This window comes from Sphingobium trunci, assembly GCF_022664535.1.
GTDB lineage: Bacteria > Pseudomonadota > Alphaproteobacteria > Sphingomonadales > Sphingomonadaceae > Sphingobium.
In genome coordinates this window covers 50,399-77,033 of the sequence record NZ_JAKUJY010000003.1, presented here as the reverse complement: position 1 = coordinate 77,033, position 26,635 = coordinate 50,399, and the positions used below count along the sequence as shown (strand labels likewise).

General features: G+C 64.2%; 19 protein-coding genes. 16 read left to right on the top strand and 3 right to left on the bottom strand.

Annotated elements, in window-relative coordinates:
- The 7 genes from xdhA (at position 1) to MJ601_RS03820 (ending at position 8,319) form a co-directional block, all read left to right on the top strand.
- The gene (gene xdhA, locus MJ601_RS03850) at positions 1-1,434 is read left to right on the top strand and encodes a xanthine dehydrogenase small subunit (protein WP_242123453.1); all 1,434 of its coding nucleotides are present in this window, start codon (positions 1-3) and stop codon (positions 1,432-1,434) included.
- Positions 1,427-3,736 carry a xanthine dehydrogenase molybdopterin binding subunit gene (gene xdhB / locus MJ601_RS03845; RefSeq protein ID WP_242123451.1) on the top strand — a complete coding sequence of 770 codons (2,310 nt, stop codon included), beginning with the start codon at positions 1,427-1,429 and terminating at the stop codon, positions 3,734-3,736. The genes xdhA and xdhB overlap by 8 nt, the downstream gene beginning before the upstream one ends.
- Positions 3,733-4,653 carry a xanthine dehydrogenase accessory protein XdhC gene (gene xdhC / locus MJ601_RS03840; RefSeq protein WP_242123449.1) on the top strand — a complete coding sequence of 307 codons (921 nt, stop codon included), beginning with the start codon at positions 3,733-3,735 and terminating at the stop codon, positions 4,651-4,653. Before xdhB ends, xdhC begins: the two co-directional genes overlap by 4 nt.
- Positions 4,650-5,948 (top strand): guanine deaminase, encoded by a 1,299-nt coding sequence (gene guaD, locus MJ601_RS03835; RefSeq protein WP_242123446.1) that lies wholly within the window; start codon positions 4,650-4,652, stop codon positions 5,946-5,948. The genes xdhC and guaD overlap by 4 nt, the downstream gene beginning before the upstream one ends.
- Positions 5,945-6,640: an HAD family hydrolase gene (locus MJ601_RS03830; protein ID WP_242123444.1), complete on the top strand. Its 696-nt coding sequence runs from the start codon at positions 5,945-5,947 to the stop codon at positions 6,638-6,640. Before guaD ends, MJ601_RS03830 begins: the two co-directional genes overlap by 4 nt.
- Positions 6,641-6,723: 83 nt before the next feature.
- Positions 6,724-7,737 (top strand): adenosine deaminase, encoded by a 1,014-nt coding sequence (locus MJ601_RS03825; RefSeq protein WP_242123442.1) that lies wholly within the window; start codon positions 6,724-6,726, stop codon positions 7,735-7,737.
- Positions 7,738-7,755: 18 nt separating this feature from the next.
- A complete protein-coding gene (locus MJ601_RS03820; RefSeq protein ID WP_242123440.1) occupies positions 7,756-8,319 on the top strand; it encodes a nucleotidyltransferase family protein in 564 nt (187 codons plus the stop codon).
- Positions 8,320-8,323: 4 nt separating this feature from the next.
- On the opposite strand, the gene MJ601_RS03815 is transcribed toward MJ601_RS03820, so the two are convergent.
- Together MJ601_RS03815 and MJ601_RS03810 are read right to left on the bottom strand one after the other, a co-directional pair.
- Positions 8,324-8,854 (bottom strand): phosphoribosyltransferase, encoded by a 531-nt coding sequence (locus MJ601_RS03815; protein WP_242123438.1) that lies wholly within the window; start codon positions 8,852-8,854, stop codon positions 8,324-8,326.
- A 66-nt stretch (positions 8,855-8,920) separates the two neighbouring features.
- Positions 8,921-9,862 (bottom strand): LysR family transcriptional regulator, encoded by a 942-nt coding sequence (locus MJ601_RS03810; RefSeq protein ID WP_242123436.1) that lies wholly within the window; start codon positions 9,860-9,862, stop codon positions 8,921-8,923.
- A 530-nt stretch (positions 9,863-10,392) separates the two neighbouring features.
- On the opposite strand from MJ601_RS03810, the gene MJ601_RS03805 reads away from it, so the two are divergent.
- The 3 genes from MJ601_RS03805 to MJ601_RS03795 all read left to right on the top strand — a co-directional run bounded on the left by MJ601_RS03805 (position 10,393) and on the right by MJ601_RS03795 (position 15,426).
- Positions 10,393-12,840: a TonB-dependent siderophore receptor gene (locus tag MJ601_RS03805; protein ID WP_242123433.1), complete on the top strand. Its 2,448-nt coding sequence runs from the start codon at positions 10,393-10,395 to the stop codon at positions 12,838-12,840.
- 76 nt (positions 12,841-12,916) lie between these two features.
- Positions 12,917-14,032, top strand: coding sequence for a purine nucleoside permease (locus MJ601_RS03800; RefSeq protein ID WP_242123431.1), 1,116 nt, complete (start codon positions 12,917-12,919; stop codon positions 14,030-14,032).
- Positions 14,029-15,426 carry a uracil-xanthine permease family protein gene (locus MJ601_RS03795; RefSeq protein ID WP_242123429.1) on the top strand — a complete coding sequence of 466 codons (1,398 nt, stop codon included), beginning with the start codon at positions 14,029-14,031 and terminating at the stop codon, positions 15,424-15,426. The genes MJ601_RS03800 and MJ601_RS03795 overlap by 4 nt, the downstream gene beginning before the upstream one ends.
- Here MJ601_RS03795 and MJ601_RS03790 read toward each other — a convergent pair.
- A complete protein-coding gene (locus tag MJ601_RS03790; protein WP_242123427.1) occupies positions 15,413-16,873 on the bottom strand; it encodes an adenosine deaminase family protein in 1,461 nt (486 codons plus the stop codon). The two genes, MJ601_RS03795 and MJ601_RS03790, sit on opposite strands and share 14 nt — an antisense overlap.
- Before the next feature lie 335 nt (positions 16,874-17,208).
- Between MJ601_RS03790 and MJ601_RS03785 the strand changes: the two genes are divergently transcribed.
- From MJ601_RS03785 to MJ601_RS03760, 6 genes are all read left to right on the top strand, one after another.
- A complete protein-coding gene (locus MJ601_RS03785; protein WP_242123425.1) occupies positions 17,209-19,686 on the top strand; it encodes a DUF1592 domain-containing protein in 2,478 nt (825 codons plus the stop codon).
- A gap of 10 nt (positions 19,687-19,696) precedes the next feature.
- A complete protein-coding gene (locus tag MJ601_RS03780; RefSeq protein WP_242123423.1) occupies positions 19,697-21,037 on the top strand; it encodes a DUF1552 domain-containing protein in 1,341 nt (446 codons plus the stop codon).
- Positions 21,030-22,409: an ankyrin repeat domain-containing protein gene (locus tag MJ601_RS03775; protein ID WP_242123421.1), complete on the top strand. Its 1,380-nt coding sequence runs from the start codon at positions 21,030-21,032 to the stop codon at positions 22,407-22,409. Before MJ601_RS03780 ends, MJ601_RS03775 begins: the two co-directional genes overlap by 8 nt.
- A 27-nt stretch (positions 22,410-22,436) precedes the next feature.
- A complete protein-coding gene (locus MJ601_RS03770; RefSeq protein WP_242123419.1) occupies positions 22,437-22,922 on the top strand; it encodes a c-type cytochrome in 486 nt (161 codons plus the stop codon).
- A gap of 11 nt (positions 22,923-22,933) precedes the next feature.
- Positions 22,934-23,626, top strand: coding sequence for a cytochrome b/b6 domain-containing protein (locus MJ601_RS03765; protein ID WP_242123417.1), 693 nt, complete (start codon positions 22,934-22,936; stop codon positions 23,624-23,626).
- Positions 23,627-24,220: 594 nt separating this feature from the next.
- Positions 24,221-26,545, top strand: a complete 2,325-nt coding sequence (locus MJ601_RS03760) for a TonB-dependent receptor (protein ID WP_242123415.1) — start codon at positions 24,221-24,223, stop codon at positions 26,543-26,545.
- The last annotated feature ends 90 nt before the right edge of the window (positions 26,546-26,635 follow it).

The following is a 26,635-nucleotide window of genomic DNA, read 5'->3' as shown; positions in this document are numbered from 1 at the left end:
ATGACCGTGCGTTTCCTGCTCGATGGCGAGGTCGTGGCCATCGACGCCGTCGATCCGACCGCGACGCTGCTCGACCATCTGCGCACCCGCATGCGGCGCACCGGCACCAAGGAAGGCTGCGCCGAGGGGGATTGCGGCGCCTGCACGGTGCTGCTGGGCGAAATGGATGCCGGCGGACGGGCCGTTGCCTGGCGATCGGTCAATGCCTGCATCCTCTTCCTCCCGATGCTCGACGGGAAGGCGCTGCTGACGGTCGAGAGCCTGGCGCGGGACGGCGCGCTCAACCCGCTTCAGGCCTGCATGGCGGCCAATGGCAGTTCGCAATGCGGCTTCTGCACGCCGGGTTTCGTCATGTCGCTCTATGGCCGCAGCATTGGTGCCAGCGGCCATGAATTGCCGGTCGCGGACGTTCTGGCGGGCAATCTCTGCCGCTGCACCGGCTATGGCCCGATCCTCGCGGCCGGCGAGACATGCGCCACCCTCCGCCGCGACGACGAAGCGACGCTGGAGGGGCTGAGGCAGCTGGCCCGGACGCCCTGCACGTCGGGCATTCATGAAGGCCGGACATGGTATGCGCCGCGCACGGCGGATGAACTGGCGGAGATATTGGCCGCCAATCCCGACACGCACATGGTGGCGGGCGCCACCGATGTCGGCCTGTGGGTGACGAAGGGCCTTCAGACCATGGAGAAGCTCGTCTTCGTCGGCGACATCGCCGAATTGCGCGGGATCGACGAGACACCGGACGCCCTGCGCATCGGCGCCGCCGTCCGCTATGCCGACGTGCATGCCGCCTTTGCCCGGCTCCATCCGGACCTGGGCGAACTGACGCGCCGGATCGGCGGGCTTCAGGTCCGCAATGCGGGCACGGTCGGCGGCAATATCGCCAACGGATCGCCGATCGGCGACGGCCCGCCTGCCCTGATCGCGCTGGGCGCCGAACTGACGCTGCGCAGCACGGCCGGGCGGCGCACCATGCCGCTGGAGGATTATTTCCTCGGCTATGGCCAGCAGGACCGCCGCCCCTGGGAATTTGTCGAGAGCATCCGCGTGCCGCGCCCCGGCCCCGGCGACATCGTCCATATCTCCAAATTGTCGCGGCGCTTCGACAGCGACATATCGGCGGTCTGCGGCGCCTTCGCGCTCAAGGTGAAGGATGGACGGATCGTGGCGGCCCGCATCGCCTTCGGCGGCATGGCCGCCACGCCGCGCCGCGCGTCCGCCTGCGAGGCCGCGCTCACCGGAAATGCTTTCACCTTCGAAACGATCGAGCGCGCGGCGCAGGCACTGGCCGGGGATTATGCGCCCCTGACCGACGTGCGCGGCTCGGCCGCCTATCGGACCGAAGCAGCCGCCAATCTGCTCCGCCGCCTGTGGCACCGGGCGCGGGGCGGACAGGCCGACCTGTTCGCGCTGGAGGCAAGCCATGGCTGAACGCGATCCCGTCTGGCCCGTGCTGGTGAAGCCCGCCCTTCCCCATGACAGCGCGCATCTGCATGTCGCCGGTGCAGCCCATTATGCCGACGACATGCCGGAGCCTGCCGACATGCTCCACCTCGCCTTCGGGCAGAGCAGCGAGGCGCATGCCGATATCCTTGCCATCGACCTCGACGCCGTGCGCGCCTTCCCCGGCGTCGTCGCCGTCCTCACCGCCGCCGACATCCCCGGCACCAACGATGTCAGCCCGGTCGCGGGCGACGACCGGCTGCTGGCGGAGGGGCAGGTCATCCATGTCGGGCAGCCCGTCTTCCTGGTCGCCGCGACCAGCCGCCAGGCGGCGCGGCAGGCGGCGCGGCTCGGCAGGATCGACTATGCGCCCCGGCCCGCGCTGCTGACCATAGAAGCGGCACGGGAGGCCGGATCGCTGATCGAACCGACCCAGCGCATGGCGCGCGGCGACGCCGCAGCCGCGCTCGCAGCAGCGCCGCATCGCCTGCCGGGCAGCTTCGACATGGGCGGGCAGGATCATTTCTATCTGGAGGGACAGGTCAGCGTCGCCACCCCTCTGGAGGATGGCCAGATCCATCTGCTCTGCTCCACCCAGCATCCCAGCGAGGTCCAGCATCTGGTCGCCCATATGCTCGGCCGCTCCTCCGCCGACGTGACGGTGGAGGTACGGCGCATGGGCGGCGCCTTCGGGGGCAAGGAGACGCAGGCCGCGCTGTTCGCCGCCGCAGCCGCGCTCGTCGCGCACCATAGCGGGCGCCCAGCCAAGTTCCGCTGCGACCGCGACGACGACATGGTGATGACCGGAAAGCGCCACGCCTTCCACATCGCCTATGATGCGGGCTTCGACGATGACGGCCATGTGCTGGGGCTGCAACTCCGCCTCGCCTCGCGCTGCGGCGCCACGGTCGATCTGTCCCCGGCGATCAACGACCGGGCGATGTTCCACAGCGACAATTGCTACTGGCTGCCCGATGTCGAGATCGTCTCGGAAAGGCTGAAGACCAACACCGTGTCCGACACCGCCTTTCGCGGCTTTGGCGGGCCGCAGGGCATGATCGCGATCGAGCGGGTGATGGATGCCGTCGCGGCGCATCTGGGGATCGATCCGATCACGGTGCGGACGGCCAATCTCTATGGGCCGGGGCGGGACGTGACGCCCTATGGCATGACGATCACCGACAATATCGCGCCCCAGATGATCGCCCGGCTGCGCAGCGAAGCCCGCTACGACGCCCGCAGCGCGCAGATCGACGCCTTCAACGCCTCCAGTCCCATCCTCAAGAAAGGTATCGCGCTGACGCCGGTCAAGTTCGGCATCAGCTTCACCACCACCCATCTCAACCAGGCGGGCGCGCTGGTGCTGGTCTATGCCGACGGCAGCATCCAGATCAATCATGGCGGCACCGAAATGGGGCAGGGCCTCTACATCAAGGTGGCTCAGGTCGTCGCCGACGTGTTCCAGGTGCCGGTAACGCAGGTGCGGATCACCGCCACCCGGACCGACAAGGTGCCCAACACCTCGGCCACCGCCGCCTCATCCGGCGCTGACCTCAACGGCATGGCCGCCTGTCAGGGCGCGATGGCGATACGCGACCGGCTGACCGCCTTCGCCGCGCGCAGCTTCGGCTGCGCCGAGGATGAGGTGCATTTCACGCCCGAGGGCGTGACCGTAGGGCAGCAGCGCCTGGGCTTCGGCGAACTGTGCCGCAAGGCGCATCTGGCGCGCGTCCCGCTTTCCTCCACCGGCTTTTACGCGACCCCCGACATCGCCTATGACCGCGACACGCACCAGGGGCGGCCCTTCTATTATTTCGCCTATGGCGCGGCGGTCTGCGAAGTGGCGATCGACACGCTGACCGGCGAGCATCGGGTGCTGGCGGTCGATATCCTCCACGATGTAGGCCGCTCGCTGAACCCGGCCATCGACATCGGCCAGATCGAGGGCGGCTTCATCCAGGGCCAGGGCTGGCTGACCACAGAGGAACTGGTGTTCGACGACAAGGGCCGCCTGCTCACCCATTCGCCCGCCACCTACAAGATCCCGACCGCCTCCGACCGGCCGCGCCAGTTCACCATTTCATTATGGGACGGAGAGAATGTGGAACCCACGATCAACCGCTCCAAGGCCGTGGGCGAGCCTCCCTTCATGCTCGCCATCTCGGTTTTTTCAGCGTTAAGCCGGGCCATCGCCGCAACGGCGCCCGATATCCGCTCACTCCCCCCCCTCGATGCGCCCGCAACGCCGGAGAAGATATTGCGCGCCATCGCCGGGCATCGCGCCGCATGAGCGAGTGGCTCGACTGGTTGCGTGACATTCCAGGCCGGAAACCCGCAGCGCTGGTGAGCGTGCTCGCCAGCGAAGGCTCCGCGCCGCGCGGTGCGGGCACGCGGATGCTGGTGACGGACGACGCGCTTTTCGGCACCATCGGCGGCGGCCAGCTCGAATTTCGGGCCATCGAACAGGCCCGCGCAATCCTGTCCCTGCCGCCCGGAAGCTGGCGGGTTCAGGATTATCCGCTGGGGCCTCTGCTCGGCCAATGCTGCGGCGGCCGCGTGCGGCTGCTGGTGGAACATGTCGATGCCGGTGCCCTGGACTGGCTGAACGAGGCGGGGGAGGAACGGGTGCTGGTCTCCCGCCTTCTTCCCGAACGCATCGATCGGCACATCAGCGGAGACGCCGTGCCCACCCCCCTTTCCGCCCGCGGGGACCGCCCGCGCGAAGGTGCCTGCCTGACCGAGATCATCGGCCAGCACCGCCGCCCCGTCTATCTGTTCGGTGCCGGTCATGTGGGGCAGGCCATTGCCCGCCATGCCCATGGCTTGCCCTTCCGCCTCGCCTGGTTCGACACGCGGCCGGTCTTCGAGACGATCGAGGGCGTCGCCGTCGTGCCCGAAACCGCCATCGAACAATGCGTCGCCGAAGCGCCGGACGACAGCGCCGTTGTCATCCTGACCCATGACCATGCGCTCGATTACCGGCTGACGCGGGCGGCGCTCACCCGGCCGCCCCTCGACTTCGTCGGGCTGATCGGTTCCGCGACCAAAAAAGCCCGTTTCCACGCCCGGCTGGAACGGGACGGCATCCCAGCACAATCCCGTGCCCGGCTGACAACGCCGATCGGGGTCGAAGGCATAGTCGGCAAGGAACCCGACGTGATCGCCATTGCCACGCTGGCGCAACTTCTCCAGTTGAGGACGATATGACGATCAGGGGTTTTCGCGGCGAATTGCTGTCCGTCCCGCGCGATCCGCGCGGCGATGCCGAAGCCGTGCGGCACGAGCGAGACGGCCTGCTGGTCGTCGAAGATGGAATCGTCATCGCGCGCGGCGATCATGATGCGCTGATCGGCCGCTATCCGAAGCTGGCGGTGGAAAAGCTGCCCGGTCTCATCGTGCCGGGCTTCATCGATGCGCATGTCCATTATCCGCAGATGGACAGGATCGCCTCCTATGGCGAACAGTTGCTCGACTGGCTCGACCGCCACGTCTTTCCGGCGGAAAAGGGCTTTGCCGACCGTGTTCATGCGGCCTCCGTCGCCGGGGCCTTCCTGGACGAACTGCTGCGCAACGGGACCACCAGCGCGCTCGTCTTTCCCACCGTTCACGAACATTCGGTCGACGTCCTGTTTGATGCCGCGCTCGACCGCAACATGCGGCTTTTGTCGGGCAAGGTGCTGATGGACCTTGGTCCCGAAGGGCTGCGCGACACGGTGGACAGTGCCCGCAGCGAAAGCGAGGCGCTGATCCGGCGCTGGCGCGGCCGGGGGCGGCTGGGCTATGCGGTAACGCCGCGTTTCGCGCTGACCTCGACCGACGCGCAGCTTGCCCTTGCCGGGGAGCTGCTTGCCGGGCATTCGGACGTCCTGCTCCACACCCATCTGGCGGAAAATGAACGGGAATGCGCGGCCGTCGCGGCCCGCTTTCCCGATGCGGCCGATTATCTGGACGTCTATGACCGGTTCGGCCTTGTCGGTGCGCGTTCCGTCTTCGCACATGGCATCCATCTCAACGACCGGTCCTGCACGCGGCTGGCGGAAAGCGGCGCGGGCATCGCCGTCTGTCCCAGTTCCAACCTGTTCCTGGGGTCCGGCTTCTTCGACTTCGGCCAGGCCTGCCGCCATGGCGTGCGCACCGGCCTTGCCACCGATATCGGCGCGGGAACCAGCTTTTCCATGCTGCATACGGCGGGCCTTGCCTATCAGGCCGCGCTGGCGCGTGGCCATGCGCTCGATCCGTTCCGCGCGCTCTGGCTGGCGACAGCGGGAAGCGCGGCGCTGCTCCATATCGACCATCGGGTGGGCGGACTGGAGCCGGGGCAGGAGGCGGATTTCGTGATGCTGGACGATGCGGCCACGCTGCTGCTCGCCCGGCGAACGCGCGATGCAACGCTTGCCGAACGCCTCTTCGCGTTGCAGATATTGGGGGACGACCGGGCCATCGCCCGGACCTACATCATGGGCGAATGCGCCTGGAGCCGCGACGCGAAGCGAATATCATGACGATCAAGCTGATCTGCCTCGATGCCGACGATACGCTCTGGCACAATATGCGCCATTTCAACGCCACCGAAGATGCGCTCGTGGACATGCTCCAGCCCTTCGCCGACGCCAATGTGGCGCGCGAAACGCTGATCGCCTGCGAAACGCGCAACCTCAAACTCTATGGCTATGGCGCCAAGGGTTTCACCCTGTCGATGATCGAGACCGCCGTCGAACTGGCCGGGGAATCCCTGTCGAGATCGCTGGTAGAGGGCATATTGGACGCGGGGCGCACCCTTCTGGCGCATCCCGTCGAGCTGTTCGACAATGTGATGGAAACGCTGGAGCGGCTCGCGGATCGGGGCCGGCTCGTGCTGGTGACCAAGGGTGACCTGCTCCATCAGGAAAGCAAGCTTGCGGCATCGGGCCTCGGCGACCTGTTCAGCGGGATCGAGATCGTCAGCGACAAGACGCCCGACACCTTCCGCCGCATCTTCGCCCAATATGCGGTCCAGGGCGAAGAAACGGTGATGGCGGGGGATTCGCTGCGGTCCGATATCCACCCCGCACTGACCGCTGGCGCGTGGGCGGCCTATATCCCGCAGGACGGGGCGTGGGCGCATGAACAGGCCGCCATGCCGTCCGCTCATCCCCGCTTCGGTCAGTTGCATCGGCTGGCGCAACTGCCGGACTGGATCGACGGCATCGGCTGATCCCTTTTCCGCATGCAACCGGGCAACGCCCCATGGCGAATATTGCATTTGCCGCCCGGCTGACGGCTCCCTAGATCAGGATGATGACCGATCTCGACGCCTTCATCACCGGCCTGCCCAAGGCCGAACTCCACTTGCATATCGAGGGAAGCCTGGAACCTGAACAGATGTTCGCCTTTGCCCGGCGCAATGGCATATCCATTCCCTATGCATCGGTGGAGGAAGTGCGGGCAGCCTATGCCTTCGGCAATCTTCAGGATTTCCTCGACATCTATTATGCGGGCGCGGACGTGTTGCGGACTAGGGCGGATTTCCACGACCTCGCCGCCGCCTATTTCGACCGGGCGGCCGCGGACGGGGTGGTGCATGCCGAAATCATGTTCGACCCGCAGACCCATAGCGATCGCGGAATCCCCTTTGCCGAGGTGATCGAAGGCCTGCTTTCCGCCATGGAAGAGGCCGAGACGCGGCATGGCATCAGCAGCAACCTGATCATGAGCTTCCTGCGCCATCTGAGCGAGGAAACCGCTTTCGAAACGCTGGCCATGGCCGAGCCCTGGCTCGACCGTATCATGGCGGTCGGGCTCGATTCCTCCGAACTGGGACATCCGCCGGAAAAATTCGCCCGAGTCTTCACCGCCGCCGCCGCCAGGGGATTGCGCCTTGTCGCCCATGCGGGGGAGGAAGGCCCGCCCGACTATGTGAAGCAGGCGCTGGACCTGCTGAAGGTCGAACGCATCGACCATGGCAACCGGGCACTGGAGGATAACGCGCTGGTCGATCGCCTCGTGCAATCCGGCATGACGCTGACCGTCTGCCCGCTTTCCAACCTCAAGCTCTGCGTCGTAGACCGGATCGAGGATCATCCGATCGACCGGATGTTGGCGCTGGGCCTGAAGGCAACGGTCAATTCCGACGATCCCGCCTATTTTGGCGGCTATGTCGCCGACAATTATCGCGCCATCGCCGCCGGACGGGGATTGGGCAAGGCGGAACTGGCCGAGCTTGCCCGCAACAGCTTCACCGGCTCTTTCCTGCCCGCCGACATCGCCCGCAAGCATGTGGAGCAGGTCGATGCCTGGCTCGCGGCGCACTGAGGCGGAATCGGCGCTCGTATGCGCTACCGGGGCGATCTGACGGCCTTGATCCTGGCCGACGCGGCGCGATTGTCGGCGCTTCGGGCGGTGCGCTCACTCGGCCTCACTGATTGCTGGATCGCCGCAGGTTTTGTGCGCGACGCCGTCTGGGACCATCTTCATGGTTATGCGCCGCGACCACCCTATGGCGATGTCGACACGGTCTGGTTCAATCCCGATAGACGGGATGCAGCATGGGACGTCGCAATCGGAACCGGTCTTTCGCGCCGATTGCCTCAGTTCGACTGGTCCGTCAAGAATCAGGCCCGGATGCACACACGCAATGGAGACCGGCCCTACCGGTCGGTCGCCGACGCCATGACCTTCTGGCCGGAAACGGCCACCGCGGTGGCAATCAGGCTGACGGATGACGGGCTGCTGGAGGTTAACGCACCGCTGGGACTGGAGGATCTGTTCTCCCTGAAGCTGGCGCCGACGTCTGCCTTCTCCGGCGCCAAATATGCGCAATTCGAAGCCCGGATCGCGGCGAAAGGCTGGCTCCGCCGCTATCCGATGCTACGGCGCTCTATTCTTCAGAGTTGAAGGATCAGGCCAGACGCTCGGGAACGGACAGCGCTTCCGCCACGATAGTCTCATTCTTGCCTACCGCTTCCCAGGGAAAGACGAACCAGCGCTTGTCGACATCGCGATCGATCATGTCCGACCAGTAATCGACCGAAGCGCGGGAGCGGCTGTTGTTCAGCAGCACGGCAAAGCGCAGATTGCCAGCCTCACAGCCATTGTCGCCCAGCAGCCGCCGGATATAATCGATGGTGCCGCCGCTGTCGTTGATGTCGTCGACGAACAGCAGGCGGACGCCCGCCGCGCTCTTGGCCGCAACCTTGCCCAGCAGTTCGTCGGCAAATCCCGGAACCTTGGAGCTGTGATCGACCGAGAGCATCGGCAGCTTGAGTTGATGCGAAATATAGACGGCCGGCACCAACCCGCCCCGGCCCACGCCGATGATGAAGTCGGGTTTCCACTCGTCCTGCTCGATCTTGCGCGCCAGCGTCTGCACATCAGCCAGAAATGCCTCATAGCTGATGGGATGGAGAATAGGGTCGGCAGAACTGCTCATCAAGGCGAATCCAGTTGAAGGGTCAAGTTGATCTCCTCGCTTATCGGCTCTGCACCGCGCAAGCAATCAGTTGTCCATATCCGCGCCGGCCTCAATCGACACCGGATAGCTGAGCTCGGCAAAACCGTTCTCAATCTCCCCCAGAACAATATTGGCCGCATAGGATGGAGTACGCGCCGTCGCCGTGCACAGCGCAAGGGTCATGGGACGCAATATCGGGTCGGAAATCTTGGTGAAGGATAGAAGGCCACGGCGCACTTCGGTAATCACGTCGAGCGAGGTCAGAATACCGATGCCTGCCCCCTGGAGCACCAGAGACGTAATCATCTGGATATTGTCCGAACTGACCGCCCGGTCGAGGACCACGCCATTCACCCCTTCGAGCACCGCAACCTGCTGGCACACCGCCAATGGTTCGGCCGGGACGATCAGGGGTGAACCGAAGCTGTCGGAAAAGCGGGCCTCGCGCTGGGCACCGAACGGATGCCCCGCCGGGGTCAGGAATCCCAGCACTACCTCCACAAATGCCCTGACGGTCAGGTCGCGGAACGTTCGCGGTTCGAACAATATGCCGAAATCCACCTCGCCCCGGGCGATGGACGCGCGTACCGCGTCATTTTCCTGCACCCTGACGCCAATGCTGATGCCCGGATAACGGCTCTGAATGGAGCGTATCGCCGATGGAATATATCCCTTGGCCAATGCGTCGATGATGGCAATGTCCACATGGCCGCGCTTCAAACCCCGCAGATCCGCGATCTGGGCACGCACGTCGACCAGATTCTTCTGCCATTTCATGCCCGCCGCCATCATGATTTCACCGGCCGCCGTCAGTCGCAGGCCGGTGGGCAAGCGTTCGAACAGCGGCATGCCGATGTCGGCTTCGACATTCAGAATCTGCCGATCGATGGCCGAGGCGGAGATATTCAGTTCCTCCGCCGCCTTGCGTATCGACCCCAATCGGCCGACGGCCATGAAATAACGCAGGAAACGGGAAAAGGCCGGCATCGAACCCACTCTAATTATGGCAACGCTCTGTCGAGTTCATTGCGTTTGAACGCATCAGGTCAAGCGTTTAATTTCTGCTGCAACATTTGGGGGTGATAGCAAGGGTGACCAGACCGGCCATATTCCGGCTTCAATCGGTGCGCATATATGCGCTCGTCCGGCGACGCTGATGCCGCCGCTGCCCCCATTCTCCGCAACTGGACCGTCAGTTCCTCCTGCTGTCAATCATGACAGGGCGGGGTCCGCGCGCCTTTTCCGGACGGGAATGCGGGCCGCAGGTGCGATTCAGGAAATCCACGGGGGAGGCAATGACCCTTCCTGTGCCAGGGGTAACTGGATGCGATTCCAGTGTTTCGAAATCAAAACAGGAAAACAGGTCGGCCAACTGAAATTTCGATGCTGCTGAAAGCGGCATAATGACCAAGAGCCGCGGATTTTCAAATATGTGGGAGGGATGTGGGACCGGGTAAAATGGCCGGATGAGCTGCGCATAATCGATGGCTCGGCGGACAAAAAAAGGGGACATTTCGATGGCGATACATAAAGTTGCTGTAAGCAAGGATGCGAAATTCCGGCGAGGCTATCTGCGCAGATCCATGGCTCTGAGCGCGGCGGGCCTGCTTTCCTGCACCGCGCTGACCCAGGCGGCTTGGGCACAGGCACCTGACCCCGCCGGGACGGAAAACGCGGCCGACACGATCGTCGTCACCGGCGCCCTCAACGCCCTGCCCACCGACGATATCGGTTCGGTCTTCGGCTTCGGCAAGACGCTTCTCGAAACCCCGCGCTCTGCTTCCAGCATCAGCGGCGAGCAGATGGAACGGTTCGGCATTACCGATATCTACGACCTGGTCGCCCAGGCGCCGGGCACCTTCACAAACTCCTTCTTCGGGGTGGGCGGCGCGCTCGACATTCGCGGCACGCCGGGCGAAGTCTATTTCCGCGGCATGCGCCGCCTCGACAATCCGGGCAACTATCCGACGCCGATCGGAGCCTCCGACCGCATCGACATCGTCCGCGGCCCGGCTTCGCCGATCTTCGGCCCGTCCAAGACCGGCGGCTACATGAATTTCGTGCCGAAATCGGCGCGCGGCAAGGGCGGGTCGCTGCTGACCGAACCTGAAGGCGATATCAGTTTCGTCACCGGCAGCTGGGGCAAGAAGGATCTGAGCGCCAGCGTCCGCGGCCCGGCCAAGCTGGGCAGCCAAGAGTTCGGATACAGCCTCTATGGCGAGGTGGAAGATTCAGGCAGCTACTACCGCAACATGTCGACGCGGCAGACCATCCTCCAGTCCTCCTTCGACGCGGATCTCAGCAGTTCGCTGCGGATCGAATTCGGCGGCATGTATCATGATTACAAGGGTCAGCAGAATGGCGGCTGGAACCGCCTGACGCAGGCGCTGGTCGATCATGGCACCTATATCACCGGCACGGCGAAACCGCTGGATACCAACGGCGACGGCCAGTTGTCACAGAGCGAATTCCAGGCAGTCGGCAGTTTCAATCCCTTCTTCTTCGCTGGTCCGGCAACAGTGACCAATGCCAGCTTCACTGCCTATCCCTGGTTGGCGTTGCAGAATACGGGCACAACCACATTGAGCCGCCGGGACGTACTGACCGGCCCCAATGACAAGCTGAACAACACGGCCAAGACCGCTTATTTCGACATTATCTATGATGCAGGCAATGATTGGGAGATCAAGAACCAGTTCTTCTACGACGGATATAAAAATCTGAACGAGAATGCCTATGGTTTTTCCCAGTTCCATAACTCCTACGTCATGGAAAACAAGATCACCATTTCGAAGAAGATCGAAAGCGATCTGGGCAAATTCTCCTTCCAGGCATCGCCATCGATCCGCTACACGCATTTCCGGCATGGCGACGACTTCAATTTCGAATATTTCCATCGCGTCGACCTGACGCAGGGCTATACGCCACTTTCCGATCGCCTGCTCTCGACCGAATGCAACTGTAAATATACGACCTATCTGACGGGCTATTATACCGATCTCTCCATGGCCGGCCTGATGGACCTCGATTTCAATTTCGGCCTGGATGTAACCGCAGGCGCGCGGTATGATTCCATCCACGTCAAATCGACGACCGACCCGACGAAATTACAGACCGTACCCAGCGTCCTGACCGCCAGCGACACCGATGGCGACTGGTCCTGGACCGGCAGCATTTCCTACAAGCTGCCCTTCGGCCTGATCCCCTATGGCACCATCTCGCGCCAGTCGACCGTCATCGCCGGTCAGGGCGCGGAGGTCGCCATCAGCAACATCACCGGCGGCAATTTCATCAGCGCGTCCAAGCTCTATGAAGGCGGTGTCAAGGGCAGCTGGCTGAATGGCAGGCTCTATGCCGCCCTGTCCGTCTACAAGCAGAAGCGCACCGACTATAGTTCCCAGTCGGTGACCGTAAACCAGGCCGTCGAGACCAAGGGGGTCGAAGCCGAAGCCCGCTGGTCGGTCGATCGTCACCTTCTGCTGACCGGCGCCTATACCAATACCAAGGTCTATAACCTGACCTTCTACAATGCAGGACGCGCATTCAGCTTCTTCGGTATCGAGGATATGGTGAACGTCACCGACCCGACGCTGTTCCTGGGCGGGCAGCCCGGTGGTTTCATCCCGATCACCAGCAAGGAAGCATCGCGGCGGCAGGGCATCCCGACCAACACCTATTCCGCCACCGCCACCTACGCGTTCGACAATGGCATTGCGCTGAGTGCCAGCACGGTGAAGGTGGACTCGGTCTATTCGGGCCAGTCGCGGGCGGTGAAGCTGCCGGGATATACGCTGCTCGATCTGGGCGCATCCTATGAAACCGGCCCCTGGCTGTTCCGCCTGGTGGTGAAGAATGTCACGGACAAGGAATATTTCCGCGCCAACTTCACCGAACTGTTCGGCAGCACCATCGTCCTGCCCGAAAAGCCGCGCAGCTTCCAGGCTACCATCCGCTATAAATTCTGACGACATGCGCGGGGGGCGCCGGTGCGAACCGGCGCCCCCTGCACCTACTTCCTGTCCCATTCGAAAGCATGACTTCATGAAGTTTCCGTCACGCGCTGCGATCCTCCCGGCCGCACTCTTGTTTTTCGGCTGGCAGAATATGGCCAGCGCCGCCACGGAGCAGAAAGCCGCGCCCGCGGCAGTGGAAAGCTGCGCCCCCGGCGGCCCTTGCGCTCATGCATTGCCGGTGCGCGTCGTCATCGTCACCATGTTCGAAATCGGCAAGGACAGCGGTGACGCCCCCGGCGAATTTCAACTTTGGAAGGAGCGCCGCCATCTCGACATGCGAATCCCCTTCCCCCAATCCTATCACGACCTTTATTATAATCCGGACAGCCAGATATTGGCCATGGTCACGGGCGTCGGCAACATCAAGTCGGCAGCCGCCACCATGGCGCTGGGCCTCGACCAGCGTTTCGACCTCAGCCACGCCTATTGGTTGGTCGCGGGCATTGCCGGGATTGATCCGCAAGACGCGTCGATCGGATCGGCGGCCTGGGCGCGCTATCTGGTCGATGGAGACCTGGCGCATGAAATCGATCCGCGCGAAATCCCCAAGGATTGGAAATATGGCTATTTCCCCCGCGATAAGCAGGGTCCGAACGACAACAGCCCGCCCCATCCCAATGGCGAGATATTCGAAGTCAATCGCAGCCTGACCGATTGGGCCTATGGCCTGACCAAGAACATGAAGCTGCCCGACGATCCGGGCATCCAGGCAGAACGCGCCAAATATCAGGGCTATCCCAATGCGCAGCGGCCGCCCTTCGTCCTGGAAGGGGATCAACTGGCGGCGCTCACCTTCTGGCACGGCAAGCTGATGAACGACTGGGCCAATGACTGGGTGCGTTACTGGACCCAGGGCAAGGGCAATTTCGTGACATCCGCCATGGAGGAAACCGGCACCTGGCAGGCGATCGACTATCTCGACCGGATCAAGCGGGCGGACAAGAACCGCTTCATGGTGCTGCGCGCGGGCAGCAACTATACCATGCCGCCGCCGGGCGTCACCGCCGCCGACAATCTTCTCCATGAAAATGAGGGCTATTCGGGCATGCGTGCCTCGCTCGAAAGCCTTTATGCCGTCGGATCGAAGGTCATCGACGAACTGCTGGCCCATTGGGACCATTATGAGGACACGATCCCGCAATGACGGTCCCGGCGGTCGAAGGCCTGTCTCCGTCGGCAAGGCCAGGCCGTGCCTTGATGACGGCGGCGGAGGCCCGCGACCCGGACCATTTTCCCGGGCTGGCGATCGCCATTCCGCTGGGCATCCAGCATGTGCTGGCCATGTTCGTCAGCAACATCACCCCCGCCATCATCGTGGCGGGGGCGGCCGGTTTCGGCTTCGGCTCCCCCGACCCGCGCGAACTGATCTATCTGATCCAGATGTCGATGCTGTTCGCGGGCATCGCCACGCTGTTGCAGACGGTAGGCATCGGCCGGATCGGTGCGCGCCTCCCCCTTGTCCAGGGGACCAGCTTCGCCTTCCTGCCGGTGATGCTGCCGATCGTCACGGGACATGGACCGTCCGCCATGGCGCCGCTGGCCACCGCCGCCATTTTCGGTGGGCTGTTCCATGCCGTCCTCAGCAGCTTTGTCGGCCGCATCCGCTTCGCCCTGCCACCCATGGTCACGGGCCTTGTCGTCCTGATGATCGCCCTCACGCTGATGCGCGTGGGGGTACAATATGCGGCAGGCGGTGTTCCCGCGCGCGGCACGGCAGCCTATGGCGCGGCTGAAAGCTGGCTGCTGGCCATCGTCGTGATCGCGACCACGCTCGGCCTCAGCTTTTTCGCGCGGGGCATCTGGTCGACCGCATCGGTCCTTTTGGGTCTTGCCGCCGGGTATGCCGTGGCGGTGGCGATGGGGCGGGTTTCCTTCGCGACGGTCGGCTCCGCGGGCTGGGTGATGCTCCCCTCCCCCTTCCATTTCGGCTTTTCCCTGTCGGCATCGGCCATTCTCGGCTTCTGCCTGATGGGCTTCATTTCAGCGATCGAGTCCATCGGCGACGTGTCCGCCATCTGCGAAGGCGGGGCGGGCCGCCCAGCCACCGATCGCGAACTGATCGGCGCGACCTGTGCGGACGGCGTGGGCACCGCGCTGTCGGCACTGTTTGGCGCGATGCCCAACACATCCTTCAGCCAGAATGTCGGGCTGATCGCCATGACCGGCATCATGAGCCGCCACGTCGTGTCCATCGGCGCCCTGTTCCTGATCCTGTGCGGCCTGGTGCCCAAGATCGGCGCGCTCATCACCACCATCCCCATAGAAGTATTGGGCGGCGGCGTTATCCTGATGTTCGGGATGGTGGCATCAGCCGCCGTTGCCATGCTGTCCGGCGTCACCTGGACGCAGAGGAACATGCTGATCTTCGGCATCGCCTTGTCCATCGGCATGGGACTGGAACTGGAGCCCGAAGCCGTCGGCCAGCTTCCGCAAACCTTGCGCATCCTGCTGGGATCGGGCGTGTTGCCCGCCGCCGTGACCGCCGTGGGCCTGAACCTGCTCCTCCCCGGCCGGGGAGAAAGGGTTAGCGCGGCATAGCCTCGAACGCGGCGAGATCATGTTCCAGTTGCCATTCCTTCGCCGCCTTCGGATTGGCGGCACGATAGGCAGTGCAGCCGGGCGCAGCCATGACCGTGCAGGCCGCGACACGCGTGCCGCCTGCGCGGTCCTGCCACAGGCTGGCGCCCGGCAGGAAACTGTAATGCAGCCCGTCCCGCGCGATCTGCTTCAAATCCCGGTAGCCCAGCCCCTGTTCGGTGACGGCACGCCGATATTCGTTGGTCATGTCGCTGCGCGACACGCCTTCGTCATCGGTGGAGAGCACCACCGGCACCCCCGCCTGCCGGTAGAGCGCGAGCGGATGATCCTTGCCCTTCACCCCCAGGATCACGGCATTGCTGGTGAGGTTGATCTCCACCGCCACCCGGTCCCGCGCCATTTGCCGGAGCAGCGAGGGCGCGTCGGTTTCATAGGAAATGTCGATCCCGTGGCCGATGCGGCGGGCACCGGCGACCTCCACGGCGTCGCGGATATGAAAGGCCAGATCGCGCGAAGGCACCAGTCCCAGCGTCAGTTCACCGGCATGCAGGGACATGGGCACCTGGGGATGCCGTGCTTTCAAAAAGGCGATCATCCGCATGTGCAGCGCATAGTCGCGCACGGCAACGGGGTCATGTTCGGGCGCGGCAATGTTGATCCCGACGAAGCGGGGGTCGGCCTCCGCAAGCGCGAATCCGAACGCCAATTGCGCGAAGACCTGCGCGGCGGGCTTGGTCCGGATGGCGGTGTAGAGGTAGCGCATCTCCACGCCGCAGGCAGGGCGCGCCGCCGCCGTCCCGCAGCCGTCGATCGTCGCCCGCTCCGTTTCATAGCGATCATAATCGGCCCGCGCGCTCGCCACCGCCTCCGGCAGCAGCGGGGCGACCTTGGCATAGAGTGCGGGTAGGTCGCCCGCATCGGCGTCGGCCATCTTCATGCCCACCGCCCAGCCTGCCCGCGCCCCGGTGCTGAGTTCCACATAGGACAGGTGATCGGCCGCCGCCTGCTCGCGGGCCAGCGCCATGGCCTCGCCGACATGACGCCCATAAGCAGGCCCGAAGGCATCGAATGTCGCGAAGAAACGGTCATAGCCCGACACGGTGGGATCACCCACACCCGCCTCGAAACCGCGTGTGGACAGGGCGTCGATGGCGCGTGAATAATCCGGATATTTCTGCTCCAGCCCCGCCGCCGGCATCCGGCCGGGCGCGTCGCAGGGGGGATCGACGATATGATGGCCCTCGGCCGTGATGCACAGCCCGTCCGCCGCCGCCCAGCGCAGATAATCCTCGGCGAAGTTCGCGCCGCCCGCATGATTGTGCAGATCGCCACCCTTGGGCATGGCCTGCAGGAACACGCGCAGGCGCGGCCCGCTGTCCTTGATGCTGTCAAGATAGGCAGCGGTCCGCGCCTCGTTGGAAGGCGGCTGCGCAGGGGTGCGGGCCATGACCGGTGCCGCACTCAGCAAATATGCCATCAACAACGCAGACCGGCGCATTTTCCTAACCCCCAAGCCCCAGAAGCCATAGTGCCGCCCTTCTGATGGCGGCCGAGATCATGTTCAATGAGGATATTGCGGACGTCGCGTTGCCTAAATCAGAGCGGCGGCAAGCCGCCCTAATTTTGCGATTCCGTCGTCCCATTAACGTCGATGGACGCGCTTCCGGTTCCACAATAGGCCGACGGGCACGGGGAACAGGCGGGCAAACGGCGGAAGCCCGGCCGTGGTCCGTTATGACCGAATGAGCGGCACATGCCGTTCGTGCAATGGACGGGGCATTGATGAGCCTGAAGTGGCGCCCGGCCTGGCCGGGAAGCATATTGGCGTTGAGCGCCCTTGTTGCTGCGGCATCCGTCCTGGCCCGGCCGGAAGCGACGCCGCCCCTGCCCGCCGCCACCGCATCCGTCGCGCCCGATGCTCCGCCCGATCTGTTCGGCGACTATTGCTCGCGCTGCCATAATGACAGCGACCGGATTGCCAATCTGTCGCTGGACGATCTGCAGAATGCGGACCTTCAGCACGGCGCCCATATCGACATCTGGGAAAAAGTGCTACGCCGCGTCCGGCAGGGGGAGATGCCGCCCCTGAACAAGCCGCAGCCCACCCCCGCCGCCAGGGCCGCCTTCGTCCAGTGGCTGGAAGGCTCGCTCGATGCCTATGCCGCTGCCCATCCCGATCCGGGCCGGGCCACCATCCGCCGCCTCAACCGCGTCGAATATGCCAATGCCGTGCGCGACCTGCTGGCGCTCGACATTGATGTCAGCCGCGACCTGCCGCAGGACAATTCAGGCTATGGCTTCGACAATATCGCCGATGTGCTGAGTGTCTCGCCGACCCTGATGGACCGCTATGTCGCCGTCGCGGGCAAGGTCGGCCGCATGGCGACGGGTCTCACCTCCGCGAGGGAGTTCGTCACTTCCTATGAAGTGCCCAAGGACGGTTCGGTCATGAACAGCGGCCGCCCCGCCTATAATGAGCGCGCCAGCGACGATCTGCCGCTCGGATCGCGGGGAGGCGGCGCCTTCACCTATTATGCGCGCTATGACGCCGACTACGAGATCAGCGGCTGGCTGAACGCGAACACCAACAATGAAACGGACCGGTTGAAGGAGGACAAGATCAGCGTCCGGGTGCCGCTGAAGGCCGGAACGCATGTCATCGGCCTCTCCTTCCGCCGCCAGCTTGCCCCCGACGAAAGCGTGCAGACGGTGCGCAACGATCTGGACAAGGTGCCGATCCCCACCGATGCGCCGGTGATGCTGCCGATGGACGTGTCCGTCGATGGCGTCCGGGTGAAATCCGTCGATGTGCCATCCTATCGCATGTCGCCGCGCTATTCGCAGCGGAATTTCCCGCGCGACGTGCTTCAGATTGACGTGGCCGGACCCTTTTCACCGCACGGCATCGCCAGGACGCCCAGCCGCCAGCGCATCTTCCTGTGCACGCCCTCCCGCGCCTCGGCCGAACCGGCCTGCGCCCGTCGCATCATCGCCACGCTCGCCCGGCGCGCCTATCGCCGTCCGGTAAACGCCGGCGACATGGCCCCGCTGATGCGCGTCTATGCCAGCGAACGCGCACAATCCGATTTCGAGCATGGCGTCGAGGCGGCGGTGGAGGCGATCCTCGTCTCGCCCCACTTCCTCTTCCTGGTCGAACGGGATCCCGCGGGCAGCACGCCCGGTTCGGTGCGCCATCTCACCGATCTGGAACTGGCGTCGCGCCTTTCCTTCTTCCTGTGGAGCAGCATTCCCGACGACACCCTGCTCCGTCTCGCGGAAAGCGGCCAGTTGCAGAAGCCCGGCGTCATCGATGCGCAGGTCACGCGCATGCTGGCCGATCCGAAGTCCGCAGCCCTCACCAGGAATTTCGCCGGCCAGTGGCTCTACCTCCGCAATCTGGACCAGCAGCGCCCCGACATCAGCGTCTTTCCCAAATTCGACGCGCGGCTGCGCAGCGCCATGGCGCGCGAGACCGAAATGTTCTTCAGCTATGTGTTGCAGACCAACCGCAGCCTGCTCGATTTCATCGCGGCGGATTATACCTTCCTCAACCAGCGGCTGGCCGAACATTATGGCATCGGCGGCGTCAACGGCACCGCGATGCGCCGCGTCAGCCTGGACCCGGCCTCCCATCGCGGCGGCCTGCTGGGGCAGGCCAGCATCCTCACCGTCACATCCTATGGCAACCACACATCGGTGGTGAAGCGGGGCAAGTGGATCCTCGACAATCTGCTCGCAGCGCCGCCCCCTCCCCCTCCGCCCGACGTCCCCGCCCTTCAGGACAAGCATGACGGCCGCCTGCTGACCGCGCGCGAACAGCTCGAACTGCACCGCAAGAATCCCAGTTGCGCGGCATGCCATGTGAAGATGGACCCGCTTGGCTTCGCGCTGGAGAATTTCGACGCGGTCGGCGGCTTCCGCCAGACCGATGCGGGCCAGACGATCGACGTATCGGCGCGGATGCCGGACGGAACGCAATTTGCCGGGCTTGCCGGGCTCCAGCACATATTGCTGGCACGCAAGGACGAATTCGCCAGCGCCTTTACGGAGCGGCTGCTGACCTATGCGCTGGCCCGTGGCATCGATGCGCGCGACATGCCGGCGGTCCGGGCGATCAGCCGCAGCGCCGCGGCGGACGGATACCGCATCCAGACGGTCATCAGGGGCATCGTGCACAGCGATCCCTTTACCTTGCGCCGGACGAGCGGGGGCGGAACAGGCGGGGGCGGAACAGGCGGGGGCGGAACAGGCGGGAAATGAGGTGGGGAATATGAGGATCATGCGCAAGCCACTCAGCCGCCGGACCATGTTGCGCGGCGCGGGCACGATGATGGCTTTGCCCTTTCTGGAAGCGATGATGCCGTCGGCCAGTGCGGCCGACATCGCGTCGCGGCCCAAGCGGCTCCAGATATTCTATTCGCCCAACGGCATGATGATGGAGCAATTCCTGCCCGCGACGCAGGGAAGCGGCTTCGCCCTGCCCCCGACTCTAGAGCCGCTGGCGCCGCATCGCGACCGGATCAGCGTCATTACCGGCCTTGGCCATCCCAGCGCCGCCGCAATGGGGGATCGTCCTGCCGGGCACGGGCGATCCTGCCCGGCCTTCATCACCGGCGTCCATGTCAAGCAGACAGAGGGCACGGACATACGCTGCGGCATTTCGGCCGATCAGGTCTATGCCAATCATCTGGGCGATGCGACGCAACTCAGTTCGCTGGAACTGGGCATCGACCAGGCCAGCCTGCTGGGGAGCTGCGACATCGGCTATAGCTGCGCCTACACCAACGGCATCAGTTGGCGGAACGCGACCGTGCCGCTGCCCGTCACCGCCAACCCGCGCGACGTGTTCGAACGGCTGTTCGGCGATGGCGACGCGCTGGACGACAAGAGCCGCCTCGCCCAGTTGCGGCGGCAGACCAGCATCCTGGATTTCGTGATGGACGACAGCGCCCGGCTGTCGACCTCGCTCGGCATGGAGGATCGCCGCAAGCTGGACGAATATCTGGAAGCGACCCGGGACATAGAGCGGCGGATACAGCGGGCGATGACATCCGGCAGCGTCCACCAATCGGAAGATCTGCAACGTCCGGCCGGCATCCCCGATTCCTTCGACGAACATGTCCGCATGATGATCGACCTTCAGGTGCTGGCGATGCAGGCCGACATCACCCGCATCGGCAGCTTCATGATCGGGCGCGAACTCAGCAACCGCACCTATCCCGAAATCGGCGTGCCGGATTCGCATCACATGCTCAGTCATCATGGCAACAATCCCGACAAGAAGGCCCGGCTGGCGCGGATCAACCGGCATCATATGGAATATTTCGCTTATTATCTCGACCGGATGCAGGCGGTGAAGGATGGGGAGGGATCGTTGCTGGACCGCACGCTGGTGCTGCGCGGTTGCGCCTTCGGCGATTCCAACGAACATGACTTCATGGATTTGCCGATCATCGTGGCGGGGGGACTGGTTCCGGGCGATCGGCATATCGTCGCCGAAAAGGGCACGACCATGTCGAACCTGCTGCTCAGTTCACTGCATCTGCTGGACGTTCCCGCGGCATCCTTCGGCGACAGCACCGGCCCGTTCGCGGCGCTTACCCATGCCTGACCGTCTCCGCACCGCCATCGCCCTGCTGGCGCTGTTCGCGGGCGGCGGAAATGTTCAGGCGCGCGTCACGGCTGCCGACGATGATCTGGCGCGCGCCATCCAGGCGAACGATAGGGCTGGCGTAGAGACCGCGCTGGCGCAACATGCCGATCCCAACCGCAAACTTGCCTTTGGCAGCACCCCGCTCGCCTGGGCGGTGAATACGCAAAACCCGGAACTGGTTGGGGTCTTGCTGGCGCACGGGGCACGGCCCGACAATGCCGATCAGGACGGCGTTACGCCCCTGTCGCTTGCCTGCGAACTGGGGGACGCAAGCATCGCCGCCCAATTGCTCGACGCCCACGCCAATGTCCGCAGCGCCCGAAACGACGGTTCGACACCGCTCGCCATCTGCGCGCGCTTTGGCCCGCCAGAAGCCGTCGCACATATGCTGGCCATGGGCGCTGCTGCCGACGCCCCAGACGGTCGCGGCCAGACTCCGCTGATGTGGGCGGCCGCATCGGGCCGGACCGAAGCGATGGCCATGCTGTTGAAAGCTGGCGCGGATGTGAACCGGCTGTCGAAGAGCGGCTTCACCCCCCTCTTCTTCGCCATCAAGAGCGGCATCGTGCCCGCCACCCAGATGCTGCTCGATGCAGGCGCGAACAGCGCCTGGCGCGGGCCGGAGGGGACCAGCGCGGTCCAGCTTGCGCTTTACCAGAAAAATTACGGCGCCGCCGCCCTGCTGGTGCCGCGCGGCGTGGATGTGGCGGAAAGAGACCGGACCGGCGAACAATTGCTTCACGGCGCGGCCGCTGGCGGAGACGCTGGACTGGTCAGCCTCCTGCTCGCCAGGGGAGCCGATCCCAACGGCCTGACCGGTCCCTCGCGGATCACATGGGTGACGGAGGCGAATTTCGGACGCCCGCCCCCACCGGTTCCGCCGACACCGCCGCTGCTGATCGCGGCCGCCCATGGACATGAGGAGGTGATGAAGCTGCTGCTCGCCGCTGGGGCCGACCCCAAATTCGTCGCAGCGGACCGAACGACCGTCCTGCATGCAGCGGCACGCGGCGGTAGCGCGGCCACGCTCGACTTCGCGTTCACCCTCGTGCCCGACGCCAATATCACCGACGCGAACGGCATGACTCCGCTCCACCTTCTGGTCATCGGTGGCATCCAGCCGGAGCTTGAGGCCATGCTCCGCATCCTCGCGCGCCATGGCGCCCGTCCCGATGTCAAGAGCAAGTCCGGCGCCACCGCCGCCCAGATGGCGGACAACAGCCTGACCGAAATCAAGCAGGCCTTTCGCGCAGTCTTCCCGGACGTCGCGTCACCTCAATTGGCGGCAACATTAGCGGACGCCGCACGCCCAATCGTTCCACAGAAGTGACAATAGCATTGCCAGGATGGATATCGCATGACCATATCACCCGCTACCCGGATTTCGAAGCTCGCATTGCTGACACTCTCGCTGGCCGCCGTCGGTCCGTTGATGGCGGCTCCGGCAGCAGCGCCCTCGCCCCAGGCCGCGATTGCGGCGCGTCAGGCCGGTTTCAAAAAGATGGGCGCGGCCATGAAGGCGCTGAATGACCAGCTCAAGACCGACGCGCCTGCCAAAGCCGCGTTGGCCAGCGCAGCCCAAACACTGACTATGACGGCCCGTGCGCAACCGGCCCTGTTCCCCGCGGGCAGCGGCCCTGCGGCAGGGGTCAGGACCGACGCATTGCCGGATATCTGGACCCAGCGCACCGTCTTCGACGGACAGATGGCCCGCATGATCGCCGAAACCGGCAAGCTGGTGAACGTGGTCAATAGCGGGGATGTCGACGCGATCCGCGTGCAGGCAAAGGCAACCGGCGCAACTTGCGGCGCGTGCCATCGCCAGTTTCGCGCCGACAATTGACGGATTGAAGCATGGCAACCCTTGCTTCCGCCCCGACCGAACCGATACACATGCGGATATGGGATATCTATATCCGGCTGTTCCACTGGCTGCTGGTAGGCCTGCTCGCCTTCTCCTGGTGGAGCGGCAGACAGCATGAGATGGAATGGCACCGCCTGTCGGGCTATGCCATACTGACCCTGCTGATCTTTCGTCTCTATTGGGGGTTTTTCGGCGGACGAACAGCACGTTTCAGCCAATTCGTGCGGGGCCCGCGTGCGGCAATAGCCTATCTCCGTTCGCTCCGCCAACGCCCCTACAAGGCGGCTGCCGGACATAATCCAGTCGGCGGGTGGAGCGTTTTGCTGATGCTGTCCACCTTAACGGCGATGGTGACTGCGGGCCTGTTCGCGGTGGACGTGGACGGGATCGAATCCGGCCCGCTCGCCGATTATGTCAGCTTCGATCAGGGGCGCGCGGCGGCGGAACTGCACGGCCTGTTGCTCAACCTCGTGCTCGCGCTGGTGGGACTGCATCTGTTCGCGATCCTCTTCTATCGGCTGGGTTTGCGACACGATCTGATCGGCCCGATGATCCATGGCCGCCGCGCCAAAGGTGCCGGGGAGACGGCTGATCATCTGGGCGCGTCGCCATGGAAAGCGCTGGTCGGCCTGCTTTTCGCGGCAACATGCACCTACGCCATCGCCCAAGGGTTTCGGCTCTGACGCGACGACACATCCCTTCGCATCGAGCAGACTATCCCCGGACCGCTACTGATCGCGCGGACCATGGTAGAAAGTGACATAGAGCCACGCCCTCATCCGAATGCGTCTGGTTCCATCGCCGCCAGCGATTGCAGAGCATCTTATACGAACCATGATCCTTTCGACGCGTCCCGCCAACGCAACCAGCCTGGTTGACGAGGAGGATCCTGCTCAACATCCGTTGGTCGTCCGCGCGAGTTTCGCCGTGACTCCAGGAATATAGTTCAAGCCAATCATCTGCTCGTCCCTTCAGCCCATATGGGCCGCTCAAATCCTCTATTCGTGCCGGGGGCGAATCAGATCGGACGGGCACATCATTGATCTTGCTCCCTCTGGGTTGCCAGCTTGCTCGGGCCTTGGACACGATAAATCCTCTTAATCCGCTTAATATATTGACCCCTTGGAATTCCTCCCTTAATTAGTTTAATAAATATAATTATTGAAGGGGATGTTATGAAGCCAGTTAACAAGGGTGCTCGTGGCTTTTCATGGAGCGCGCTGGTCATTGCGCTTGGCGCGAGTGCATCGGGGCACGCACAGGAAGCCCCTAGTCCCGTGCGGCCCGGCCAAGCCACCAACCCGGCGACCGTCACCAATGAAACCCTCCAGGACATCGTCGTCGTCGCACGCCGCATTGCCGAAAATCAGCAGCGCGTGCCCGTTGCCGTGACCGCCCAGTCCGGCGAAGCATTACAGCAGCAAAATGCGGTGCGGGTCCCCGACATCGCGCGACTCAGCCCCGGCATTTCCTTCGCGGCGGCGGCGGCGACTCCCACGGCGCTGGCCATCACGGTGCGCGGTCAGGTGCAGACGGACGTGCTCGCGACCCTGGACCCTTCGGTCGGCACCTATGTCGACGGATTCTACTGGGCGCGTGCCTACGGCCTCAACGCCGACCTGCTCGACGTCCAGTCGGCCCAGGTGCTGCGCGGGCCGCAAGGCACGCTGTTCGGCCGCAACACCACGGGCGGCGCGTTGCTGCTCCAGACCAACGATCCCGATTTCAACGGCGTGTCGGGTTCCCTGTCCGCGACCTATGGCCGCTTCAACGAGCGCATCGGGACCGCCATCCTCAACCTCCCGCTCGTAGAGGACAAGGTAGCGCTCCGCGGCGCTTTCTCCGTCAACAAACGTGACGGTTTCTTCACCAACGACGTGAACGGCCACAAGCTTGGCGAGCGCAACAGCTATGCCGGCCGCGTGAAGCTGCTGCTCAAGCCGACCGAAACCCTCTCCTTGTTGCTGTCGGGCGAATATTTCCGCACCAACGCCATCACCCGGCCGTTCCAGCTCGTCTATGCATCCCCGACTTCACCCGCCAATATCGAGGCGGCGCTGGAGGCCAATCCGGCGAACGCCGCGCTGTTGGCGACCCCCGCGGGGCTGGGGCAGCTCATCGGCATCGGCGGCGGCATTTTCAGCCAATATATCGCGAATACGCGCGCCACCGACCACGCCGGCGTGAACGAGGATCCCCGCAGTTTCGCAAAGGCGCAGACCTACATGGCGACCGCGACGCTCGACACCTTCTTTGGATCGGTCAAGCTGATCGGCGGTTATCGCCGGATCAGGGCGGACGCCAACCTGGATCTCGACGGTTCGCCCGTGAACATCGTCCGGACGGAGGGCCAGCAATCGCTCGAAAGCTATTCCGGCGAATTCCAGGTCAACGGGCAGGTGTTCGACGACCGGCTGAACTTCACGACCGGCCTCTTCGCATTCCACGAAGGTGGCACGGATCAGTCCACATCCATCGCGCTGCCGGTCCTGACCCGCATCTCTTCGGGCGGCATCCTGCCGCGCACCATCTATTTCGGTGATATCAAGACCAACTCGATGGGGCTTTACGCGCAGGGCACCTTCCGTCTCGACGACCGATTCTCCGTGGTCGGCGGCCTGCGCTATTCGATCGACGACAAGGGCATCACGTCGTTCAACCGCACGGTCGACGACGACACCGGCGCGCTGCTGCAATGCCTGATCGTCGGATCGCAGCCCGGCACCTGCCGGATCCACCGCAGCGACGAATTCAAGGGCTGGTCCTATACGGCCGGCCTCAACTATCAGATCACGCCCGACATGCTGCTCTATATCAAGACCAGCAAGGGTTTCCGTTCGGGCGGACAGAATCTGCGCGCCTCGGGCCTGGGTGGAACGGCCTTCGTCCCCTTCCAGCCGGAAATCGCGCGCGAGCATGAAGTGGGCTTCAAGGGAGAGTTCCTCGATCACCGCCTGCGCTTCAATATCGCCGCCTTCTACAACAAGGTGAGCGATATCCAGCGCACCACGGTGGTGACGACCGTCATCAACGGTGTCACCTCCACCTCCGCGATCGTCAGCAATGCTGGCAAGGCGCGCTTCTGGGGCGGCGAGGCGGAACTGGCGGCGCGCCTCTTCTCCGGCTTCACCCTTTCGGCGACGGGCGCCATGGTCCAGCCGAAATATCTCAAATTCGCCGACGATAGCGGCGACCGCAGGGATGAAGCGTTCCAGTTCGTCACCAAATATAATTTCAGCCTTGCCGCCGACTATGAACATGAGCTGGGCTTCGGCCGCGGCACCCTCCATGTGGACTATGCGTGGCGGGGACGTACGCCGCTCAACAATTTCCGCACCATCGTGACGCCCGGCCAGTCGGCCGCCGACGTGGAGGGAATCAAGAAGGCTTTGACGGCCACCGCCGGCGGAGAGCTCAATGCTCGAGCGGGAGTATCGCTGATGGACGATAGTCTCGAACTCGCCGTGTTCGGCCGAAACATCCTCAACCGGCGCTTCTACAATACCGGGCTGCTGTTCAGCGCGCCGCTCAATGTCGGGTCGGCACAGCGCAATGATCCCGTGACCTATGGCGTCACCGCGACGTTCCGCTTCGGACATTGATCGGACCCCGGGGCGGGGCGGCCGCCAGGCCCCGCGGGAAATCGCAGGAGGCAGGCAGAAGTTGGAAAGACATGACATATGCCATATTCA